This window comes from Protofrankia coriariae, assembly GCF_001017755.1.
Taxonomy (GTDB): domain Bacteria; phylum Actinomycetota; class Actinomycetes; order Frankiales; family Frankiaceae; genus Protofrankia; species Protofrankia coriariae.
This window is the reverse complement of the sequence record NZ_JWIO01000006.1, coordinates 114456-132007: the sequence shown is the minus strand read 5'-3', so window position 1 is coordinate 132007 and position 17552 is coordinate 114456. Positions and strand designations below refer to the sequence as shown.

General features: G+C 69.4%; 17 protein-coding genes and 1 tRNA gene. 6 read left to right on the top strand and 12 right to left on the bottom strand.

The features are described 5' to 3' along the window. Positions 1-25: 25 nt before the first annotated feature. A complete protein-coding gene (locus FrCorBMG51_RS05950; protein WP_476742114.1) occupies positions 26-1021 on the top strand; it encodes an ArsA family ATPase in 996 nt (331 codons plus the stop codon). A 451-nt stretch (positions 1022-1472) separates the two neighbouring features. Here FrCorBMG51_RS05950 and FrCorBMG51_RS05945 read toward each other — a convergent pair whose 3' ends face one another. Next, positions 1473-1829 (bottom strand): WhiB family transcriptional regulator, encoded by a 357-nt coding sequence (locus FrCorBMG51_RS05945; protein WP_013875441.1) that lies wholly within the window; start codon positions 1827-1829, stop codon positions 1473-1475. A gap of 449 nt (positions 1830-2278) precedes the next feature. On the opposite strand from FrCorBMG51_RS05945, the gene FrCorBMG51_RS05940 reads away from it, so the two are divergent. Then, the gene (locus tag FrCorBMG51_RS05940; protein ID WP_235433351.1) at positions 2279-4681 is read left to right on the top strand and encodes a transglycosylase domain-containing protein; all 2403 of its coding nucleotides are present in this window, start codon (positions 2279-2281) and stop codon (positions 4679-4681) included. A gap of 124 nt (positions 4682-4805) precedes the next feature. On the opposite strand, the gene FrCorBMG51_RS05935 is transcribed toward FrCorBMG51_RS05940, so the two are convergent. Next, complete coding sequence (locus FrCorBMG51_RS05935; protein WP_047222087.1) at positions 4806-5279, bottom strand: GatB/YqeY domain-containing protein; 474 nt, start codon at positions 5277-5279, stop codon at positions 4806-4808. A gap of 155 nt (positions 5280-5434) precedes the next feature. Here FrCorBMG51_RS05935 and FrCorBMG51_RS05930 point away from each other — a divergent pair, with 155 nt between their 5' ends. Both FrCorBMG51_RS05930 and FrCorBMG51_RS05925 read left to right on the top strand, forming a co-directional pair. Then, positions 5435-6397: a metallophosphoesterase gene (locus FrCorBMG51_RS05930; RefSeq protein WP_047222086.1), complete on the top strand. Its 963-nt coding sequence runs from the start codon at positions 5435-5437 to the stop codon at positions 6395-6397. 168 nt (positions 6398-6565) lie between these two features. Then, positions 6566-6639, top strand: a tRNA-Pro gene (locus tag FrCorBMG51_RS05925). 143 nt (positions 6640-6782) lie between these two features. Here FrCorBMG51_RS05925 and FrCorBMG51_RS27950 read toward each other — a convergent pair. The 6 genes from FrCorBMG51_RS27950 to FrCorBMG51_RS05900 form a co-directional block, all read right to left on the bottom strand. Next, the gene (locus FrCorBMG51_RS27950) at positions 6783-6935 is read right to left on the bottom strand and encodes a hypothetical protein (protein WP_157180407.1); all 153 of its coding nucleotides are present in this window, start codon (positions 6933-6935) and stop codon (positions 6783-6785) included. Next, positions 6932-7129 carry a hypothetical protein gene (locus FrCorBMG51_RS05920; protein ID WP_047222085.1) on the bottom strand — a complete coding sequence of 66 codons (198 nt, stop codon included), beginning with the start codon at positions 7127-7129 and terminating at the stop codon, positions 6932-6934. Before FrCorBMG51_RS05920 ends, FrCorBMG51_RS27950 begins: the two co-directional genes overlap by 4 nt. Next, entirely contained in the window at positions 7126-7728 is a 603-nt protein-coding gene (locus FrCorBMG51_RS24750; protein ID WP_052914370.1) for a Panacea domain-containing protein, read from the bottom strand. Before FrCorBMG51_RS24750 ends, FrCorBMG51_RS05920 begins: the two co-directional genes overlap by 4 nt. A 320-nt stretch (positions 7729-8048) precedes the next feature. Continuing rightward, complete coding sequence (locus FrCorBMG51_RS05910) at positions 8049-9005, bottom strand: aldo/keto reductase (RefSeq protein ID WP_235433350.1); 957 nt, start codon at positions 9003-9005, stop codon at positions 8049-8051. Between the two features lie 182 nt (positions 9006-9187). Then, positions 9188-10540 (bottom strand): NtaA/DmoA family FMN-dependent monooxygenase, encoded by a 1353-nt coding sequence (locus FrCorBMG51_RS05905; RefSeq protein WP_157180406.1) that lies wholly within the window; start codon positions 10538-10540, stop codon positions 9188-9190. 416 nt (positions 10541-10956) lie between these two features. Next, a complete protein-coding gene (locus tag FrCorBMG51_RS05900) occupies positions 10957-11178 on the bottom strand; it encodes a hypothetical protein (RefSeq protein WP_047222084.1) in 222 nt (73 codons plus the stop codon). A gap of 390 nt (positions 11179-11568) precedes the next feature. On the opposite strand from FrCorBMG51_RS05900, the gene FrCorBMG51_RS05895 reads away from it, so the two are divergent. Further along, the gene (locus FrCorBMG51_RS05895) at positions 11569-12834 is read left to right on the top strand and encodes a class I SAM-dependent methyltransferase (protein WP_235433349.1); all 1266 of its coding nucleotides are present in this window, start codon (positions 11569-11571) and stop codon (positions 12832-12834) included. A gap of 98 nt (positions 12835-12932) precedes the next feature. On the opposite strand, the gene FrCorBMG51_RS05890 is transcribed toward FrCorBMG51_RS05895, so the two are convergent. The 4 genes from FrCorBMG51_RS05890 to FrCorBMG51_RS24745 form a co-directional block, all read right to left on the bottom strand. Continuing rightward, positions 12933-13745: an SAM-dependent methyltransferase gene (locus FrCorBMG51_RS05890; protein ID WP_047222082.1), complete on the bottom strand. Its 813-nt coding sequence runs from the start codon at positions 13743-13745 to the stop codon at positions 12933-12935. Between the two features lie 249 nt (positions 13746-13994). Next, positions 13995-14861, bottom strand: a complete 867-nt coding sequence (locus tag FrCorBMG51_RS05885) for a helix-turn-helix domain-containing protein (RefSeq protein WP_047222081.1) — start codon at positions 14859-14861, stop codon at positions 13995-13997. A gap of 408 nt (positions 14862-15269) precedes the next feature. After that, on the bottom strand, positions 15270-15860 hold the full coding sequence (locus tag FrCorBMG51_RS05875; protein WP_047222079.1) for a potassium channel family protein: 591 nt from the start codon (positions 15858-15860) through the stop codon (positions 15270-15272). A 310-nt stretch (positions 15861-16170) separates the two neighbouring features. Beyond that, positions 16171-16518, bottom strand: coding sequence for a hypothetical protein (locus FrCorBMG51_RS24745; protein WP_052914367.1), 348 nt, complete (start codon positions 16516-16518; stop codon positions 16171-16173). Positions 16519-17170: 652 nt separating this feature from the next. Here FrCorBMG51_RS24745 and FrCorBMG51_RS29370 point away from each other — a divergent pair. Further along, positions 17171-17443 (top strand): hypothetical protein, encoded by a 273-nt coding sequence (locus FrCorBMG51_RS29370; protein ID WP_200902346.1) that lies wholly within the window; start codon positions 17171-17173, stop codon positions 17441-17443. Positions 17444-17552 lie beyond the last annotated feature (109 nt).

The following is a 17552-nucleotide window of genomic DNA, read 5'->3' as shown; positions in this document are numbered from 1 at the left end:
CCCGGCCCGCCGGCTGGCGCAGTCCATGGGCCTGACCGAGCTGGACAACAACCCCCGGGAGGTCGTCGGGGTGGACTGTTCCGCCGGCGGTCATCTCGACGCGATGATGCTCGACATGAAGCGGACGTTCGACGAGATCGTCCTTGCGCACGCAACCCCGGAACGCGCCCAGCAGTTACTCGACAACCCCTTCTACCAGTCGTTGTCGTCGTCCTTCGCCGGTACCCAGGAGTACATGGCGATGGAGAAGCTCGGCCAGCTGGACGCGACGGGCGAGTGGGACCTCATCGTCGTCGACACCCCGCCGACCCGGTCGGCCCTGGACTTCCTGGACGCGCCCAACCGCCTGAGCGCCTTTCTCGACGGCCGGCTGCTGCGACTGCTGCTCGCCCCGGCGAAGGCCGGCGGGAAGATGTACCTGAAGGTCGTGAACGTCGGGCTGGGCGTGTTCGGCAGGATACTGACGAAGATCATCGGCGCGCAGCTACTCGCCGACGTCAGCCAGTTCGTGGCCGCCCTGGAGACGATGTTCGGGGGGTTCCGGCAGCGCGCCGACCAGACGTACCAGCTGCTGGGCGCGCCCGGGACGTCCTTTGTCGTGGTGGCGGCGCCGGAGGCCGCCGCGTTGCGGGAGGCGTCGTACTTCGTCGACCGGCTCGACGCGGACGGGATGCCGTTGGCGGGCCTGGTCGTCAACCGGGTCCACTCGGTCGGGCCGGCCGCCCGTGGGCTGACCGTGGAACGCAGCCTGGCGGCGGCCGAGACGCTCGGTGAGCATGCCGAACATCCGCTGGCGACGGCGGTGCTGCGCATCCACGCGGAACGGGTACGGCTGGCCACCCGGGAGCAGCGTCTGCGGGACCGCTTCACCAGCGCGCATCCCGACACACCCCTGGTCGAGGTCGACGCGTTCGCCGGCGATGTTCACGATCTTGACGGCCTGCGCGCCGTCGGCGCCGTACTGGCCGGCGACGACATCCCCGAACACGCCCATGACGCCGCCCTGGGGCAGACCGACTAGCGCGCGAGTGGGGCGGTTACGTGGTTTTCGTCTCCTGTCACTCCGCGTCCGCCATGTCGCGGCTCCGCTCGCCGACGCCATGTACCGCCTGGCGTGGTGGGGCTGTCGGCAGTTGGCCGGGCTCGTGGGGGACGCGGGTGCGCGTGGGCAGCGATGTCAGATGTCCCGCGGGGGTTACCGGCTGGCCGAGCCTGCGGGTGCGCGAACAGCTGTGATCGCGCACCCGTCGGGGAGATCGGGCACCTGGGCCCGTCTGATCGTCCGGCCAGCCCGGATCATCGCTGGCCGCGGCACCGTCGTCGAGTGGTTGTCCCGTTAGTGACGTCGATGTCCGCAATGCCCTGTGTGCGTGTGATGATGAGCCGCGCGGGGGAACCGGACAGCAAATTCGTCAACAAACGACCAACAGGGCACCGGTAGGTGACCAGTGGGGGACGAGGTGCGGACGGTCCTAACCGGCGGAGGCGGCGCCGTGATGGGCGCGCGCGTCCGCGAGCAGCTTCCGCCACGATGTGACGTCCGGTCGCCGGCGCAGCAGCGCCCGGCGTTCCCGTTCGGTCATACCGCCCCAGACTCCGAACTCCACTCGGTTGTCAAGGGCGTCAGCGAGGCACTCGGTGCGGACGAGGCATCCGAAGCACCGGGTCTTCACCCGGTTCTGCGCCGCTCCCTGGACGAAGAGGTCGTCCGGGTCCAGGTCACGACAGGCCGCGTTCGCGGTCCAGTCGCCGTCGACGGTCGAGCCGATCAACTGTGTCGAGCTGGCACGTCGGGCGGCACTGGTGCGGGTTGCCAGGCTGCTGGTCATGCCACCTGCCTTTCTTCTCGAGACCGGGTCAGGGGGCCCGTGCGGGTGGTGACGTGGCTTCGCCCGAAACCGTATGGAGCGTCTCCGCCACGGCACAGACCCCACACGGGTGGTTGTCTAAATGACCCGTCCGGGCCATTGATCCGAATGACGACAGTGGCGCTATCTGTAACCAGATCATGTCGTGTGCGTGACATTCGTATGTCCGTTCCGTGCGGTCGTAGGCTGGTGCGGGAGGTACGGCCGAGCGGCCGTGCGAGGGGGCCGTTTGGAGGTTCCCGAACGTGACCAGCGCGACAGGGTCGGGCCACGGGTCCCCGCGGCCGCCCGCCGGTTCCGGCCGTGCCGGCTACGGCAAAGGCGTCGCGTCGGGCGCCGGCCCAATGCCGGACGGTCCACATCGTGGCTATCCGCGAGCATGGACGGCGGTCGAATGGATCGGGCAGGCCATGGTCATCAGCGGGCTCGCGGGTGTCCTGCTCGCGCTGGTCCTGTTGCCGGTCGTGGCGCTGGCGGGCCTCACGGTGAAGGGCAGCGCCGACGCCTTCCTCGACCTGCCGGCGAACCTCACCGTCCCACCGCTGCCGCAGGCGTCCCGCATCCTGGATGCCAAGGGCAACGTCATCGGATATCTGCGCGGTGAGCAGGACCGGCAGATCATCCCCCTCGACCGCATTCCGACGGTACTGCGCCAGGCGGTCATAGACATCGAGGACTCCCGCTTCTACGAGCACACCGGACTCGACTACCGGGGGCTGCTGCGGGCCTATGTCTCCAACCAGGAGTCCGGGGCGGTCACGCAAGGCGGATCCACTCTCACTCAGCAGTACGTGAAGAACGTCCTTCTGCAGGCCGCGACGTCCAGGGAGGAAAAAGAGGCCGCGACCGAGCAGACCGTCAGACGTAAACTCCGGGAAGCACGCTACGCACTTTACCTCGAGGAGCACCTGAGCAAGGACCAGATTCTTGAAAGGTATCTGAACATAGCCTACTTCGGGGACGGCGCCTACGGCGTGGAAACCGCGGCGAAACACTATTTCAACGTCGAGGTCGACCAGCTCACCCTCCCGCAGGCGGCGATGCTGGCCGGTCTGGTCAAGAACCCGACCGCCTACAACCCGGTGCTGCACCCGCAGGCGGCGATGTCGCGACGGGACGTCGTCCTGGAGCGCATGCACGAACTCGGCCACATCAGCGACGAGCAGCTGCGACAGATTCGGGGGACCCCGGTGGTGCTCAACCGCCCACCGCAGGCTGCGGACCCCTGTCAGCTGTCGTCGGTGCCGTTCTTCTGCGCCTACGTCCGCCGCACGCTGCTCGCCGACGAGCGTTTCGGGGCGACCCAGGCGGACCGGGAACGGCTGCTGTTCGAGGGCGGCCTGACGATCCGGACCACACTCGACCCGGTCGCCCAGGCCGCCGCGCAGAACGCGGCGAACACCGTCGTGCCGCCCGGCAACCGGGTGGCGGTGGGGGTGGCAATGCTCCAGCCGGGCACCGGGAACGTGCTGGCGCTGGCGGTGAACCGGGAATACGGCCCGTCCGCGGACGGCCAGCCGCCGGAGCGGACCACCGACTTCGTACACACCAAGCAGATAATCCCGCTGGAGGAGGCCTCGTTCTCACCGGGATCCACCTTCAAGGTGTTCACACTCGCCGCGGCCCTGGAAAAAGGACTGCCGCTGAACACCACGTACTATTCCCCGGCGTGCTACCACTCGGATGTCTTCCACAATCCGGATACCGACGACAACGGGCACCAGAGCCAGGGGGACTGCTACGGCAACGCCGACCCGAACGAGGCCGGCTTATATTCCATGACCACGGCGACCTGGGACTCGGTCAACACCTACTACATCCAGCTCGCGGAGAAGGTCGGGCTGCGGAACACCGCTGAGATGGCACGTCGGCTGGGGGTGTCCTCCTGCCGGGTGCAGGACCAGTCCGAGTCCCTGCGCTGCCCCGGCGGCGGCATCGGGCCGGTCGACGGAGCGGCTGTGCTCGGCACCAACGAGATCTCCACCATGGATCTGGCGACCGCCTACGCCACGCTGGCCAACCACGGTGTCCGATGCGATCCGCGACCCTTTGAATCGATCACCCAGCGGGTCGGCAGCACCGACCGGCCGGTGCCCTACAGCGCGCCCGAGCCGTGCCGCCAGGTGCTCGGGACGCAGATCGCGGACACGGTCACCTCGGTCCTCGAAGGTGTCATCCTGCACGGGACCGGGGTCCCCAACGCGCAGATCGGCCGGCCGGCCGCGGGCAAGACCGGCACCGCCGAGGGGTTCAGCACCGCGTCGTTCGCCGGTTACATCCCCCAACTGGCCACCGCCGTGACCCTCGCCGACCCGCGCTCGCCCACGACATATCCGTTGCGCAACGTCCTGGGCAACCAGGTCGTCTACGGTGGTGGCCTGCCCGCCCAGGTGTGGGCGAGGGCGATGCGCGGCACTGCCGACGGACTCGGGCTGCCGGTCGCGCCGATGCCGTCCCCGGACGACACCCAGCCCCACCCGGCGAAGAAGACGCTGCCGGACGTCGTCGGCCTGGACCTGTCCCTGGCACAGCAGCGGCTGACCTCCCAGGGCTTCCGGGTGACGGTGCAGGAGATCTGGAGCCCGTTCTCGAAGGGGACGGTGCTGGCGATGAATCCCGGCGGCAATCAGGAGGTGGACGAGGGCTCGGAGGTCGTGCTGATGGTCTCCCAGGGCTTCGTCCTGCGGTCCGCCGAATCCGACGAGGGTGGGACGCCCACCCGGCTCGGCGACGGAAGAAGGTCCGCTCGCGCCGATCCCGGCACCGCGGGGTCCGGGCGGGTTCGGGGCAGTGGCAGGTCCGGAGCGGGCTGACGGGCCTGTCAGCTCCCGCCGGCCGCCGGCGGATCGTCCCGTCCACCGTCCCCTGGTCGCGGGTCGACCGGTCACGCCCCGACAGGCCGTGTGCCGCCCGATCGGGCGTACCGATAGGCCGTGCTCACGCCTGGGCGGGCGGGGAGGAAGCCAGCCGGGCGCGGACCAGGGCGGAGACGCGGGCCCCGTCCGCACGCCCGGCCACCTCGGGCTGGACCGCCTTCATCGCGGCGCCCATGGCCTTCGGCCCGGCCAGGCCGTGCTCGGCGATCACCTTGTCGATGATCGCGGCGAGTTCGTCGTCGCCAAGCTGCTGAGGGAGGTAGGCGGCCAGGATCTCACCCTCGTCGTTTTCCTTGCTGGCCTGTTCCGCGCGGCCCGCCGCGGCGAAGGCGTCGGCGGCCTCCCGTCGCTTGCGAACCTCCCGGGTGAGCACCTTCCGCACCTCGGCGTCGGACAGTTCGCGGGCGCTCTTGCCGGCGACCTCCTCGTCCTTCAACGCCGCCAGGGCCATCCGCAGGGTGGACGTCCGCAGCGCGTCCCGCGCCTTCATCGCCGTGGTGAGATCCACCCGCAGACGATCCTTGAGTTCGCTCACACGGGTGACCTTAGTTGACCTGGCCGGCCGCCGNACCTGGCCGGCCGCCGGCCGCCGGACCAGCGGCCGGCGGGGCGGATGTCCACTGGGTCACGACGTGCGCGACGCGCCCCGCGAGCCGCCCACCATGGCGCAACCTGGGCCACACTTGTCCGATGACGAGTGGGCGACGGTTGCAACAGTCACCTTCACGGGCGTGGGGACGCCCCGTCGGGCGGGCGGCCACCGGGCTCGGCGTGGCAGGAGCCCTTGCCGTGGCATATGCCGCCGGCTATGAGCGCACCGCCTACACCCTGCGTCGTGTGGTGCTGCCGATGCTCGCGCGGGACGCGCAGCCGCTGCGCATCCTGCACATCTCCGACCTGCACATAACCCCGAACCAGAAGCGCAAGCTGGCGTGGATCGGGGATCTCGCCCGCCTGGTGCCCGACCTGGTGGCGCTGACTGGTGACGTCCTGGCACACCCGGACGCCGACGAGCCGACGCTGCTGGCGCTGTCGTCCCTGTTCGGCTTCCCGGGGGTTTTCGTGCCGGGCAACAACGACTACTACGTGCCGACGCTGAAGAGCCCGCACCGCTACCTGCTGCCCGGGGACGTCCCCACCCCGAAGGGGGCTCCGCTGGACTGGGCCGGTTTCGCCAAGAGCCTGGCCGCCGACAGCGGCTGGCTGGACCTGACCAACACCCGGACGGTGCTGCGCGTCGCCGGGCTGCGGATCGACGTCCGCGGCGTCGACGACGCCAGGCTCAGGCGGGACGATCTCTCCGCGGTGCTCGGCCCGCGCGACGACGGCAACGGCGACGTCGACCTGGTGCTGGGGCTGTCGCACACCCCGGAGCCCCGGGTGCTGGACGCCTACACCGCGGACGGGGTGGCGCTGACGCTCTCCGGCCACACACACGGCGGGCAGATCCGGGTGCCGTTCGTCGGGGCGCTGGTCGCCAACTGTGGCCTCGACCGCGGCCGGGTCCGCGGCCTGTCCCGTTACGAGGCCGGTGGACGCTCGTCGTGGCTGCACGTCTCCGCGGGCCTTGGGACGTCCCCGTTCGCACCGGTCCGGTTCGCCTGCCGGCCGGAGGCCACCCTGATCACCCTCGCGCCGGCCGCGTGGACCTGACGCCTCGCGCGGACCTGGCGCCGTGGCCCTGGGTGTGAGCACCGTCGCGGCCTCTGTGCCGGTGGCGGGGGCTGGAGCCGCTCCCCGTGGACCTGTCCGGTCACCCCGTGCCGAGAGTGGCCGGCGGATCAGGTAGACTTCCGGATCAGGTAAGCTTTGCAGTGGTCGCGGGGTGTGGCGCAGCTTGGTAGCGCGCTTCGTTCGGGACGAAGAGGTCGTGGGTTCAAATCCCGCCACCCCGACCCAGGTCAAGGACATGATTCGCAATTCGGATCATGTCCTTGACGCATGTACAGCAGCAAAGTACAGCAACCTCCTTACCAATCAAGGCTTTCGTCCAGCCAGTTCAGCGCCTCCACGCGACCGAACATCCGTCAGGCACGGCTCAGTCGTCCGGGTCGTCCGGGTCGATGAAGGTGTCCCAGTGGGCTCGGTCTTCCTCGAAGTCCGCGATTTCCACTGTCGGCCCGGTTGGCCGGGCGACAAGGATCGCGTAGAAGACGATCGGCCCGAACGCTCCGCTCGGCTCAAGGATCACAGTCGAGCCGTGCCACCCATCGTCGAGGGCAGATTGTCCCAGTTGTGGGTGAAAGCGAACCTTGCTGACCGCACCGGCAACGCCATGAACTCGTGGAACGTCGGCCCCGAGTAGCGTGCGCTTCGGCTGTCCGGGTAGGTGGCCTGAGCGGTGGCGAGGAAGTCGGCTCCGTAGGTGACCGTGTGTCTGGTCACTGGGCGAGGCGCCCCTGGCGGGCGTACTCCTCACCGATCTGTCGCAGGCGGTCCATCATCCGCGATGATGGCTGATGCTGCGGTAGGAGGGCCGCTACGTATGGGATGTCCTCGCCGTTGTCGACGAGTTGCCAGCCGGGCTCGCGGTGGGACCGTTCGCTGGCGTCCGCGTTGGTGTGGCCGCGGAGCAGGTTGACGGCGTCCTGGACGGCTTTCAGTTCGGTGGCGCTGAACAGTTCCCGGCGGGCTGGCCGAGTCGGCCGGAGCCGGTGCTGCTCGTAGCCGAGAACCCGCTCTTTGATCAGTACCGCGTCGCCGTTGTCGATCAGACGGCCCCGGATCGCTCGGAGATGGCGCGGTGCGGGTCCTCGTTCGAGCTTGCGATACCGGACACCGGTGATTGGAAGGCCGGTCTCGCGGACGTGGGCGAACTCGGCGAAGTACAGGACCTTGTTGGCCTTGGTGGCACCCCCGTAGGGGTCATTGGCCAGTTCCTCGGCGACCAGGAGCAGTAGCTCGGCGAACTTGGCTTCGTCCGGCTGTACGTCGAGGTCGTCATGCGGGAGACTCTCCGTAACGATTCGATCATGTTCGTCCACGATGTTGGGCCTCCCTTCCCGTAGCCTTACAAACGTACCGGCGGTGCCGCAAGCATGGCGTAACGGCTCGCCCACCGGAAGAACTCGCGCTCGTCCACATTCTAATCGAACTGTTGTTCGTGGCAAAGTCGTCGGCCCGGATTGACGGGCCGGCTTCGTTCGGCGATCCGGCCCAGCCGCTCCCAGGTGGTCAGGTCCAGGAAGTCGGGCGGCTGGTTCGCCGCCCGCCACCCGGCGTCGTGCCGTCCCAGGCCGTTGGAGTTGACGTTCAGGTGCAGCCTGCGCGCCTCAGGTGTCCGTGCCGGCGATTTCGCGCGTGGTCACGATGTCGTTCCGGCGGGCAGCGGCGGGGCCTCGGTCCCGATGTTCTCCGGCCGCACGGAGCGCTCGCCGGCGACGCGCGCGGCGATCGGCTCCAACCTGGCCAGATGCTCCTCACCGAGAGTGACGTTGGTAGCACCGGCCTTCTCGCGCAGGTAGCCGAGGTGATGGGTGCCGGGGATGGGCACCACGTCCTCGCCGCGGGAGAGCAGCCAGGCCAGCGCCACCTGCCCGGGGCGGACGCCGAGTTCGGTCGCGATCCCGGCGACATCGTCGGCCAGGCGCAGGTTGATGTCGAAGACGTCCGCGGCGAAGCGTGGGTGCCGGCTTCGACGGCCGGTCACGTCCTGCGGCCTGCGCAGGGCGCCCGTCAGCCAGCCGCGCCCGAGCGGCGAGTACGGGACCAGCCCGATGCCCAGCTCGCGGGCTGTCGGGACGGTCTGTTCCTCGATCTGGCGGCTGAAGACCGACCACTCGTTCTGGATGGCGGTGACCGGATGCGTGGCGTGGGCGCGGCGGATCGTCCGCGGGCCCGGCTCGGAGAGCCCGATGTAGCGGATCTTGCCTGCCGCCACCAGCTCCTTGAGCACCCCGACGGCCTCCTCGATCGGCACTGTCGGGTCGACCCGGTGCTGGTAGTAGAGGTCCACGTGGTCGATGCCCAGGCGCCGCAGCGAGCCCTCGACCGCGGTCCGGACGTACTCCGGCCGGCCGTCGATGCGCCGTGCGTCGGGGTTCGTGTCGCGGTCCAGCGCGTTGCCGAAGCCGATGGCGAAGGCGCAGAGGAACACCTGCCACAGCCGCACCGTGTGCGTCAGCACCAGCAGGCTGAGCGCCAGCGCGCCAAGGCCCAGCAGCGCCTGCGCCACGAACTGGATGTTCCGCTTCGGCAGCCGGTCGGCCAGCGCCCCGGCGTAGGGCGAGACCAGCAGCAGGGGCACGAACTGCAGGCCCACCGTCACGCCTGTCGCGGCCCCCCGAATGGTCCGTCAGCTCGGTGAGGACGAGCCAGTCCTGTGCCGTCCGCTGCATCCAGGTGCCGGTGTTCGACACCAGGGATCCCGCCAGCCACAGCCGGAAGTTCCGCGACCGCAGCGCGCGAAATCTGGTCGTCATGTTCGGTGCGGCGCCGGCGGGGTCAGGCCGCGGCCAGGCCGAGGTGCTCGCGGAAGGTGGTCCCCTCGTACTCGCGCCGGAACAGCCCGCGGTCCTGTAGACGCGGCACGACGTTCTCGACGAAGCTGTACACCGCGTCGGCGGTCTCCAGGAAGCTGAGGACGAAGCCGTCCGCCGCCCCCTTGCCGGACCAGCGCTCGAACTCGTCGACGACCTGGTCGTAGCTGCCGACGAAGCGGTAGTGGGCGTGCCCCTGCAGGTGTACGACGATCAGTTCGCGGACGGTGAGGCCCTTCAACGCGAGGTCGCGATACAGCTGCGGCCGGCTGCGCCGCCGCCCCAGCGTGGCCGTGGCCGGCAGGCGAAGAATGCGCTCGGGCGGTATCGGATCGTCGAGATCCAGGTCGGAGAGGTCGACCTCGGCGCCGGCGCCACGCTCCTTCGCGACGATCGCTCCGAAGGCCAGCGACAGGCTCTGCCGGCCGAGCTCGAAGTCCAAGGAGTCGACCAGCGCCCGTTCCCGCTCCTTGGCCTCACTCTCGGTGACACCGAGGATGACGTTGAAGCCGGGGAGGATGAGCGGCTTCGGGGCGCCGGGGCCCTTTTCGGCGGCGACCGCGGCGGCGAGCTTCGCGCTGAACGAGACGCCGTGCTCCAGGTCCGGGGACGCGGAGAAGATCGCCTCGGCATACCCGGCGGCGAACCGCAGCCCCGCGTCGGACCCGCCGGCCTGGAACTGCACCGGCCAGCCCTGCGGCGACCGCGGGACGCCGATCGCACCCGCGGAGCGCAGGAACTCCCCACTGAAGATGATCTTGTTGACTTTTGCCGGGTCGATCCGCGGTGTCCCGGTGCCGTCGACGTAGACCGCGTCCCACGCCCAGCCGCGCCACAGGCCCTGGACGATCTCGACGAACTCGTACGCGCGGCGGTACCGGGTGTCCTGGTCGGGCATGTCGGTGAAGCCGAACCGCCGTTCCCCTCCGAAGGAGGTCACGGCGTTCCCGCCGACACGGCCACCGCTGAGATGGTCGAGGGTCTGGAGCTGGCGCGCGAGCGCGGCCGGCACGTTGAACGCCGTCGTCGCCGTCGATACCAGCCCGATCCGTTCGGTCACGCTCGCCAGGGCCGCGACGACGGTCGTCGCGTCCGCGTGGAACCGCGCCCCGCCGTGCAGGGTGTTGACGGCGTCGACGTCGAACAGCAGGGCGTCGGCTTCGAAGACCGCGTCGAACTTCGCCTCCTCGAGCAACCTGGCCGCGCTGACAAGGGCGGGGATGTCGTATGTCCGGCGTACCGGGTCCGTGCGCGACGACAGGGTCGCGCCCAGAGCCGACGCGTGTGCCGCCAGCTTCAGCTGTCTTTTCCCGACCATCGCCACACCACCCGTCGTGAGACGTCCACCTTCATCCGGCTTCACTCCATTCCCCGCGATCCTGTGATCCCGCGTTTCCTGTGATTCCGTGCGCTCCCGCGATTGCGCGCCGGAGCGCCGGTTCCATCCCAGCGGCGGGCGCAGCGTCCGTAAAGTACCCCGGTTCATCGCGACCACAGTGTCACAAGCTAATTAGCTTGGCAAATAATCTCGATGAGTCATCGGCCGCGGGACATTCGGTCACGATATGGAGGGCGACTTCCAAGTTTCGCTAACGAATTACTTAAGCGTTACTGCCAAATCCCGGTGGATGCGGGTCCGCTGATCGCCGTCCGGCCTGCCGAACCCGGTTGGAATGATGAACGGATGGCATGTCCTGATATCTACTGACCAGGACGGGAGAACGCCGGTTTCCGTCACGCGGAGCCCGGGTGGTATGGCTCCACCGGTGGCTCCTGTGGCAGCGCCGCGACGTCCGCGATGAACACGGAGTCGAACGTCCCGCGTTCCGCCACCCGCGCGATGTGCCGGAAGAAGTCGATGTTCACGAACAGTGTCGGGTCGTCCTGGGCCCGCCAGCCGCCGGCGTGCCGGCCGCTCCCGGTGACGTTGACATTCAGGTGCAGTTCGCGTGCCATCGCCTGTTCCCTTCTGGCTGCCGGCATGCCGCTGGCTGGCCCGAATTCGCACCATTCGCATGGCTGTGGCTCCACCGGGTGAAAACCGGCGCCTGGGCGGTCGACGCTTTCGCGGGCGGAGATTCTGTGGGCCGGTTCGCACATCGTGTCCCGGGAGCGGGCCTGCACGGCACGGCGTCAGCGGAGCCCGCGGCGCCATGTACGAAGAGCAACGATTCGGGGACTTCCGGGGTGGCGGACGGTGACGCGTTTGTTGGTGAAACCGGCTGTGTGGAAGAGTGCGTCCTGGGCCGTCGTGGCTGCTGCCGGCTGAGCCCTGACTGCCTTGTGGCACGGGCGGCTGATGATCCGGCTGGTGATCCAGCTGGTGATCGAGGTGGGGGAACCAAGTTGACCGCAGCCGCGGGATCGCGGGTGGAGCGCTTCGAGGCGTTGCTGACCTCCGCCGGGAGCGAACTGCTCGACCGGCTTGCCAGTGGAGCTGGCGGGGGCGCGGGAACCGGCGGGGCCGGCGCGGCGGTCGGCCCACGACAGGCGTTACGCCTCGGGACGCGGCTGCGCGCCGAGTATCCGACGGATCTCGTGGTCGAGGCGCTGGGCCAGCACGAGCTGCGGGCGGCGGCCGGGTCGAAGTTCAGCCGGGCGATGGAGATGTTCTTCACCCGTGCCGGCCTGGAACAGGCGTCGCCGCAGGTCGTGGCCGAGCACACGGCTTCGCGGTACGCGGCCGGGGACATCGTCGCCGACCTGTGCTGCGGTATCGGCGGGGACATGCTCGCGCTCGCCAGGCAGCACCAGGTGATCGCCGTGGACGCCGACCCGCTTCATCTGCGTGTCGCGCGGGCCAACGCCGACGTCCTGGGCGTCGGGGGCAACGTGACGACCGTTCTCTCCGACGTCCGCGACGTCGGCCTGGCAGGGGCGGACGCGGTGTTCGTCGACCCGGCCCGGCGTGCCGGCCAACGGCGGCTGCGTACCGGTGACAGCGAGCCACCGTTGTCCTGGTGCCTGGAGCTCGCCGGACGTGTCGCGAAGGTGGGGATCAAGGCCGCTCCAGGCCTCCCACGCGAGGCCGTGCCCGCCGGCTGGGAGCTGGAGTTCATTGCCGTGGGCAGGGACCTCAAGGAGGCGGTGGCCTGGTCCCCGGCGCTGGCCACCACGGGCACCCGCGCGACCCTCCTGCCCGGCGGGCACACGCTCACCTCCACACCGGCTGGTCGGGGGGCATGTCGTCGGGATGTACATCAGGGGGCATACGGCGTGGAGACCCCGGTGCCGGTACGGGCACCGGGCGAATATCTCCTCGACCCGAATCCGGCTGTCACCCGCGCCGGGCTCGTCGCGGAGCTGGCCCGGGAACTCGGCGCCTGGAAGATCGACGGAAGAATCGCGTTCCTGTCGGCGGACACGCCGATACGTACGCCGTTCGGCCGCTCGTTGCGCGTCATCGATTCCGCGCCGTGGAACCAGAAGCAGTTGCCGGCCCGCCTGCGCGCGCTGGACGTCGGGTCGGTCGACATCCGGCGGCGCGGCCTGGCGGGTGACGTCGACGAGTTGCGTAAACGCCTGAAGCTCTCCGGTACCCGCCGGGCCACTCTCGTCATGACCCGTGTCGATAATCGCCCCTGGGGTCTGCTCTGCCTCGCTGACGAATGACGGCGATCAGTACCGTCCCATGCGAGGGAACCGCATCTCACGACGGATCCGGACAGCCGATGTGACCGGGGCGGGCGGCTCCGGGGCCGTCGGCGTTCTTATGGTTTTCTGGCGAGGCCGGCCCAGACGGGCATCGGGGTGGTGTCGGCCCCGGGTTCGGGGCGCCACTGTGTGGTCGGTACCAGGCCTGGTTCCAGCAGTTCCAGGCCGTCGAAGAACCGTAGGACCTGCTTGTGCGAGCGGAGCGTGACATTTTCGCTTTCCGACTCGTTCACGCTCTTCTCGAGTCCACGCATCTCTTCGGGGATGATGTCGCTGGCCAGGTGGGAAAGTATCAGGTGGCTGCCGGGGGGGATGGCGTTCAGCAGGGTGGTGACGATTTCGTAGGGGTTGTCCTCGTCGGTGACGCAGTGCAGGATCGCGACCAGCATGAGTCCTACTGGTTGGGTGAGGTCGAGGGTGGTGGCGGCTTTTTTCAGGATGATGTCGGGGTTGCGGAGGTCGGCTTCGATGTAGGTGGTGGTGCCCTGGGGGGAGCTGGTGAGGAGTGCTTTGGCGTGGACGAGGACGATGGGGTCGTTGTCGACGTAGACGACGCGGGTGGTGGGGGCGGCTCGTTGGGCGACTTCGTGGGTGTTGTTGGCGGATGGTAAGCCGGTGCCGATGTCGAGGAACTGGCGGATGCCGGCTTCGGCGGCGAGGTGGTGTACGGATCGGCTCAGGAAGGCGCGGTTCGCCAGCACGCTGGCACGAGCGTCCGGTACCGCCGCTATGATCTGCTCGCCCACCGCGCGGTCGGCGGCATAGTTGTTCCTGCCGCCGAGCAGGTAGTCGTAGATCCGGGCGACGTGCGGTATGTCCGGGTTGAGGTTGGCGGGTGGCTGTTCCTCGTCCGCTGCGTCAAGTCCCATGTCAGATCCTTTCGTCCGGCGACCGCTGCGCCGGGTCTCAGCCCAGGAGATCCTAGTACTTCTCTGTCGAATTCCGAAAAATTTCGGGGACGCCAGGAGGCGCCAGTACACAGCGGCATATCGGGGAGCCGGCCGCGGCGCCGGTCTGGTCGGCTGTGGCCGCGGTTGACGATCGCGTTCCGTGATATCGAATCTGCAATATTTACTAAACGTGATCGATGTGCCGGTCGGTTCCGCGGCGCGGCAGCTTCAGATCTCGTTGATGATCTTGTTGATCGTGCTGGCGGCGCGTTCCGGTGACACGCTGTCGACGCACAGGCGGTTCATCGCGGCCAGATAGCGGTCCACGTCCTCCAGCTTGTCCAGATAGGCCGCGCCGGCAAGCTGCTCGAGGTAGACCACGTAGGGCAGGTCCGCCTCGGGGAACTGCAGGATGCTGAACGCGCCGCCTTCGGCGATGTGGCCGCCGAAAGCGAACGGCATGACCTGGAGCGTGATGTTCGGCTGCTCCGCCAGGGCGATCAGATGCTCGAGCTGGGCGCGCATCACCTTGGCTCCACCGATCGAGCGGCGCAGAGCGGCCTCGTCCAGCACCATCCACAGGTGTGGCGGGTCGGGGCGGGCCAGGATTCGCTGCCGCTGCATCCGGACGTTCACCCGGCGTTCGACGTCGTCACACGGGGAGCCCCGGCCGCCCTGAGCGATAACGGCGCGAGCGTAGTCCTCGGTCTGGAGCAGGCCCGGGACGAACTGGACCTCATAGGACCGGATCAGCGTTGCCGACTCCTCCAGCCCGATGTACGGCTGAAACCAGTTCGGCAGGACATCGCTGTAGTTCTGCCACCAGCTCGGCCGGTTGGCGTCCCGGGCCAGGGACAGCAATGGTTCCCGTTCGGCTTCGTTCGTGACGCCGTAGAGGGTGAGCAGATCGGCGACATCGCGTTCCTTGAAGCTGACGCGGCCGAGTTCCAGGCGGCTGATCTTCGATTCGGAAGCCCGGATGCTGTATCCGGCGGCTTCCCGACTGATGCCCTTGTCTTCACGTAATCGACGCAGCTGGGAGCCCAGGACGATACGGCGCACCGTGGGGCCACGGTGTAGGTCACCTGTTGTCACGACGGCTCACCTGTCGTCACATCCTGGCCCTTTCGCAGACATAATTCTGGCAGCGTCCCGGTTGGTATCTTCGGTCGTTGGGGTCCCTTCGGATATGTGCAGGGATTCTATCGTCGCGTGTCACGGGTACGGTGTGCTGTCCGGAGTTTGGCGGCGTACCTGTCTGTTTCATCCGCTTCGCTCGTTTCGTTCATGTTGTCTTCGCCGGCTGTCACGCCCGCTGGGCAGCCGATCATGCCGTCTGTCCGGGGCTCCGACCGGGTCTGTCGGGTTCGGCCAGGGAGGCCCTGCTGGCCAGGGTGATCGGCGGGTCGGTTGGCTGATCGGTGGCCAGACCGCCGCTGGCCGCTGACCAGGCCACCGGCCGGACGGCCGGCTGATCCCGCTGCCGGTGTGGCGGGATTCCGCTCACTCCGACTCCCGTCCGGCGCGGCGGCGTATCCCGGCGGCGATAGTGCCAAGAAAAATCCGCGCGACAAGGCCGATCACGACGAGATTACCGATCATCTGGATCATGGTGATGATACGGGCGGTCTGGGTCACGGGGGCAATATCGCCGAAACCGACGGTGGTGAACACGGTGAGTGTGAAATACAGGGCGTCCGTGCGCGTCATCGCCTGGGTGAATGCGCAGGCCTGTTCGCGGCCGAGCACGAAGTAGGTTCCCGCAAAGATCAGTAGAAACAGTGGGAGGGACACGGCGAAGGCCTCCGCGGCGCGCAGCCCGGGGTAGGCGGACCGAGCGATCCGCCGGATCTGGACGCCGACGATGCCGGCGAACGCCAGCAGGGCGACGGCCAGCGCGATCCCCAGACCCGCGTGCACGCCGTCCCTGTAGGGCCGGTCGAAGGGAAGCAGATAGTACAGGAGCAGCAGGGCGACGAGGCTCAGGGCCGAGCGCGCCATGGCGCGTGCGATGAGTACGCGCTGACCGGGCGGCGGCCGGGTGGCCTCGCGCCGGTGTTTCGGCGGGGCCTCGCGCGCGTTTTTCGTGATCATGGACTGTCCTGGACGAGGGCGGCGCGGCCGGCCGCCATGGCAGGGCCTGGCAGGCAGTCGGTCACAGGCTCCTCCGCGCCCTGGGGATCACGGTCGGTGCTCAGGCCGTCGACCGGCCGCGAACCGCGGGCAGGGCTGGGTCCCCGCCGACGGTGACCCGACATCGCTCGCGGGGTTGATCGGAATCCGAGCCCCGTCGGTGGCTGGGGCCGCGGCAGGTGCGTCTGCCGCGGCCCCAGCCACCAGCCATGAGCATACGGTCACTAAAAGATCGCATCCGGTGACTGTGAGTCAATGTGAGGTGGGTACGTCAGGCGGTGAAGGTGAGGGAACAACCGCGATCGGACGTGCTGGCCTGGTCAGGAGAGCGGAACACCGCGGGGGAGGGGTCCTGGCGGGGGCGCCCCGTCAGGCCAGCCCCCCGGACGAGAGGGAGAGCACCGGCGACGACAGCCAGTATCTGCAGGACCGGGGAGCGGATGACGGACGTCCAGTGGATGCCCAGGTGGATGTCGTGATGGCCGTCGCGCCACCTGGCGGCACCGGTCAGCCAGTCCGTCAGCGTCCGCGGCAGCCATCCATCGCTGCGAGTGGTGGGCGTCCGCACCCAGGTCGAGTGATCGGCGTCCCCGCCGTTGGAGATCCCGCCGATGGGCATGAGCGGTGGGTGGATGACAGCCGCCCGCGTTGCCGGGCCCTGTCGCACCGGGCCCCGTAGGGCGGAGCTGCTGGTGCCGGCGGCACCGCCCGCGGTGACGCTCGCGTTCGCCGTCCCCTGCCCGGTCGTGGCCGCTGCTCGCCCGGTCGGGCCGGTCGTTCCGGTCGGCTTCGAGGGCGCGCGCTGGCCGCGGCTCGCCGACGATCGAGGCCGCGCCGTGGGCTGTGGCCTGGAGGTCTGCGCCACCGTCTGGGTGGAGGAAGTCCGCGGCGGTGTCACCGCGGCCGAGGCCGCGACGGACGGCGAGCCGGCCGGCGCCGNCGAGCCGGCCGGCGCCGTGGTGGGCGGCCTGGACGGCGAAGCCGGTGGCTTCGTCGGGGCGCTGGTGGGCGGTTGGGCTGTTCCGCTGGGGGCGGGCGCAGGCGAGGTCGCTGCCGGCTTCGTCGGTGCCGGTTTCGTCGGGACGGCGGTGGCGGGCGGCTGGGTCGCTCCGCTGGGGGCCGGCTGCGGGGTCGCCGGCACCCTCGGCGACGGCTGCGCCCCGTTCCCGGCGTCGGGAACGGGCTGACCAGGCTGGCCTGGTTGGGGGGATGGCGGTGGGGCACCCGCCGACTGTTCCGCCGACGTCCACGCCACGGTGTCCGGCGGCCGGGTGAGCGCGAGCCCGGTCGCGGTGGGCGGGGCGGACGTCCACGGCCTGCCCGCGGCCGGGGGCGTTGCGCCGTTGCCCGGGGCAGGCGCCCCGGAGGGGGTCGCCATCGCGCCGGGTGGGTTCGTGCTGCCGCTGGGGGTGACCCGCATGGCGACGGCCATGACCAGACCGGTGGTCACACCGAGCGCGATGCCGGCGACCACAGTGATCAGCGCGAGCTGCCAGCGGCGCAGGGCGGTGGTATATCCGGCGCCAGGGCTCCCGCCCCCGTAACGTCCGCTGCCGGGCCGTCCGGGCGGGGCTCCGCCCGCGCGGCCGGCGGGCCCACCCGGACGCTTCGCCACGCGCGGGGGCCGCACACGATCGGCCGCGGGAGCGGCCG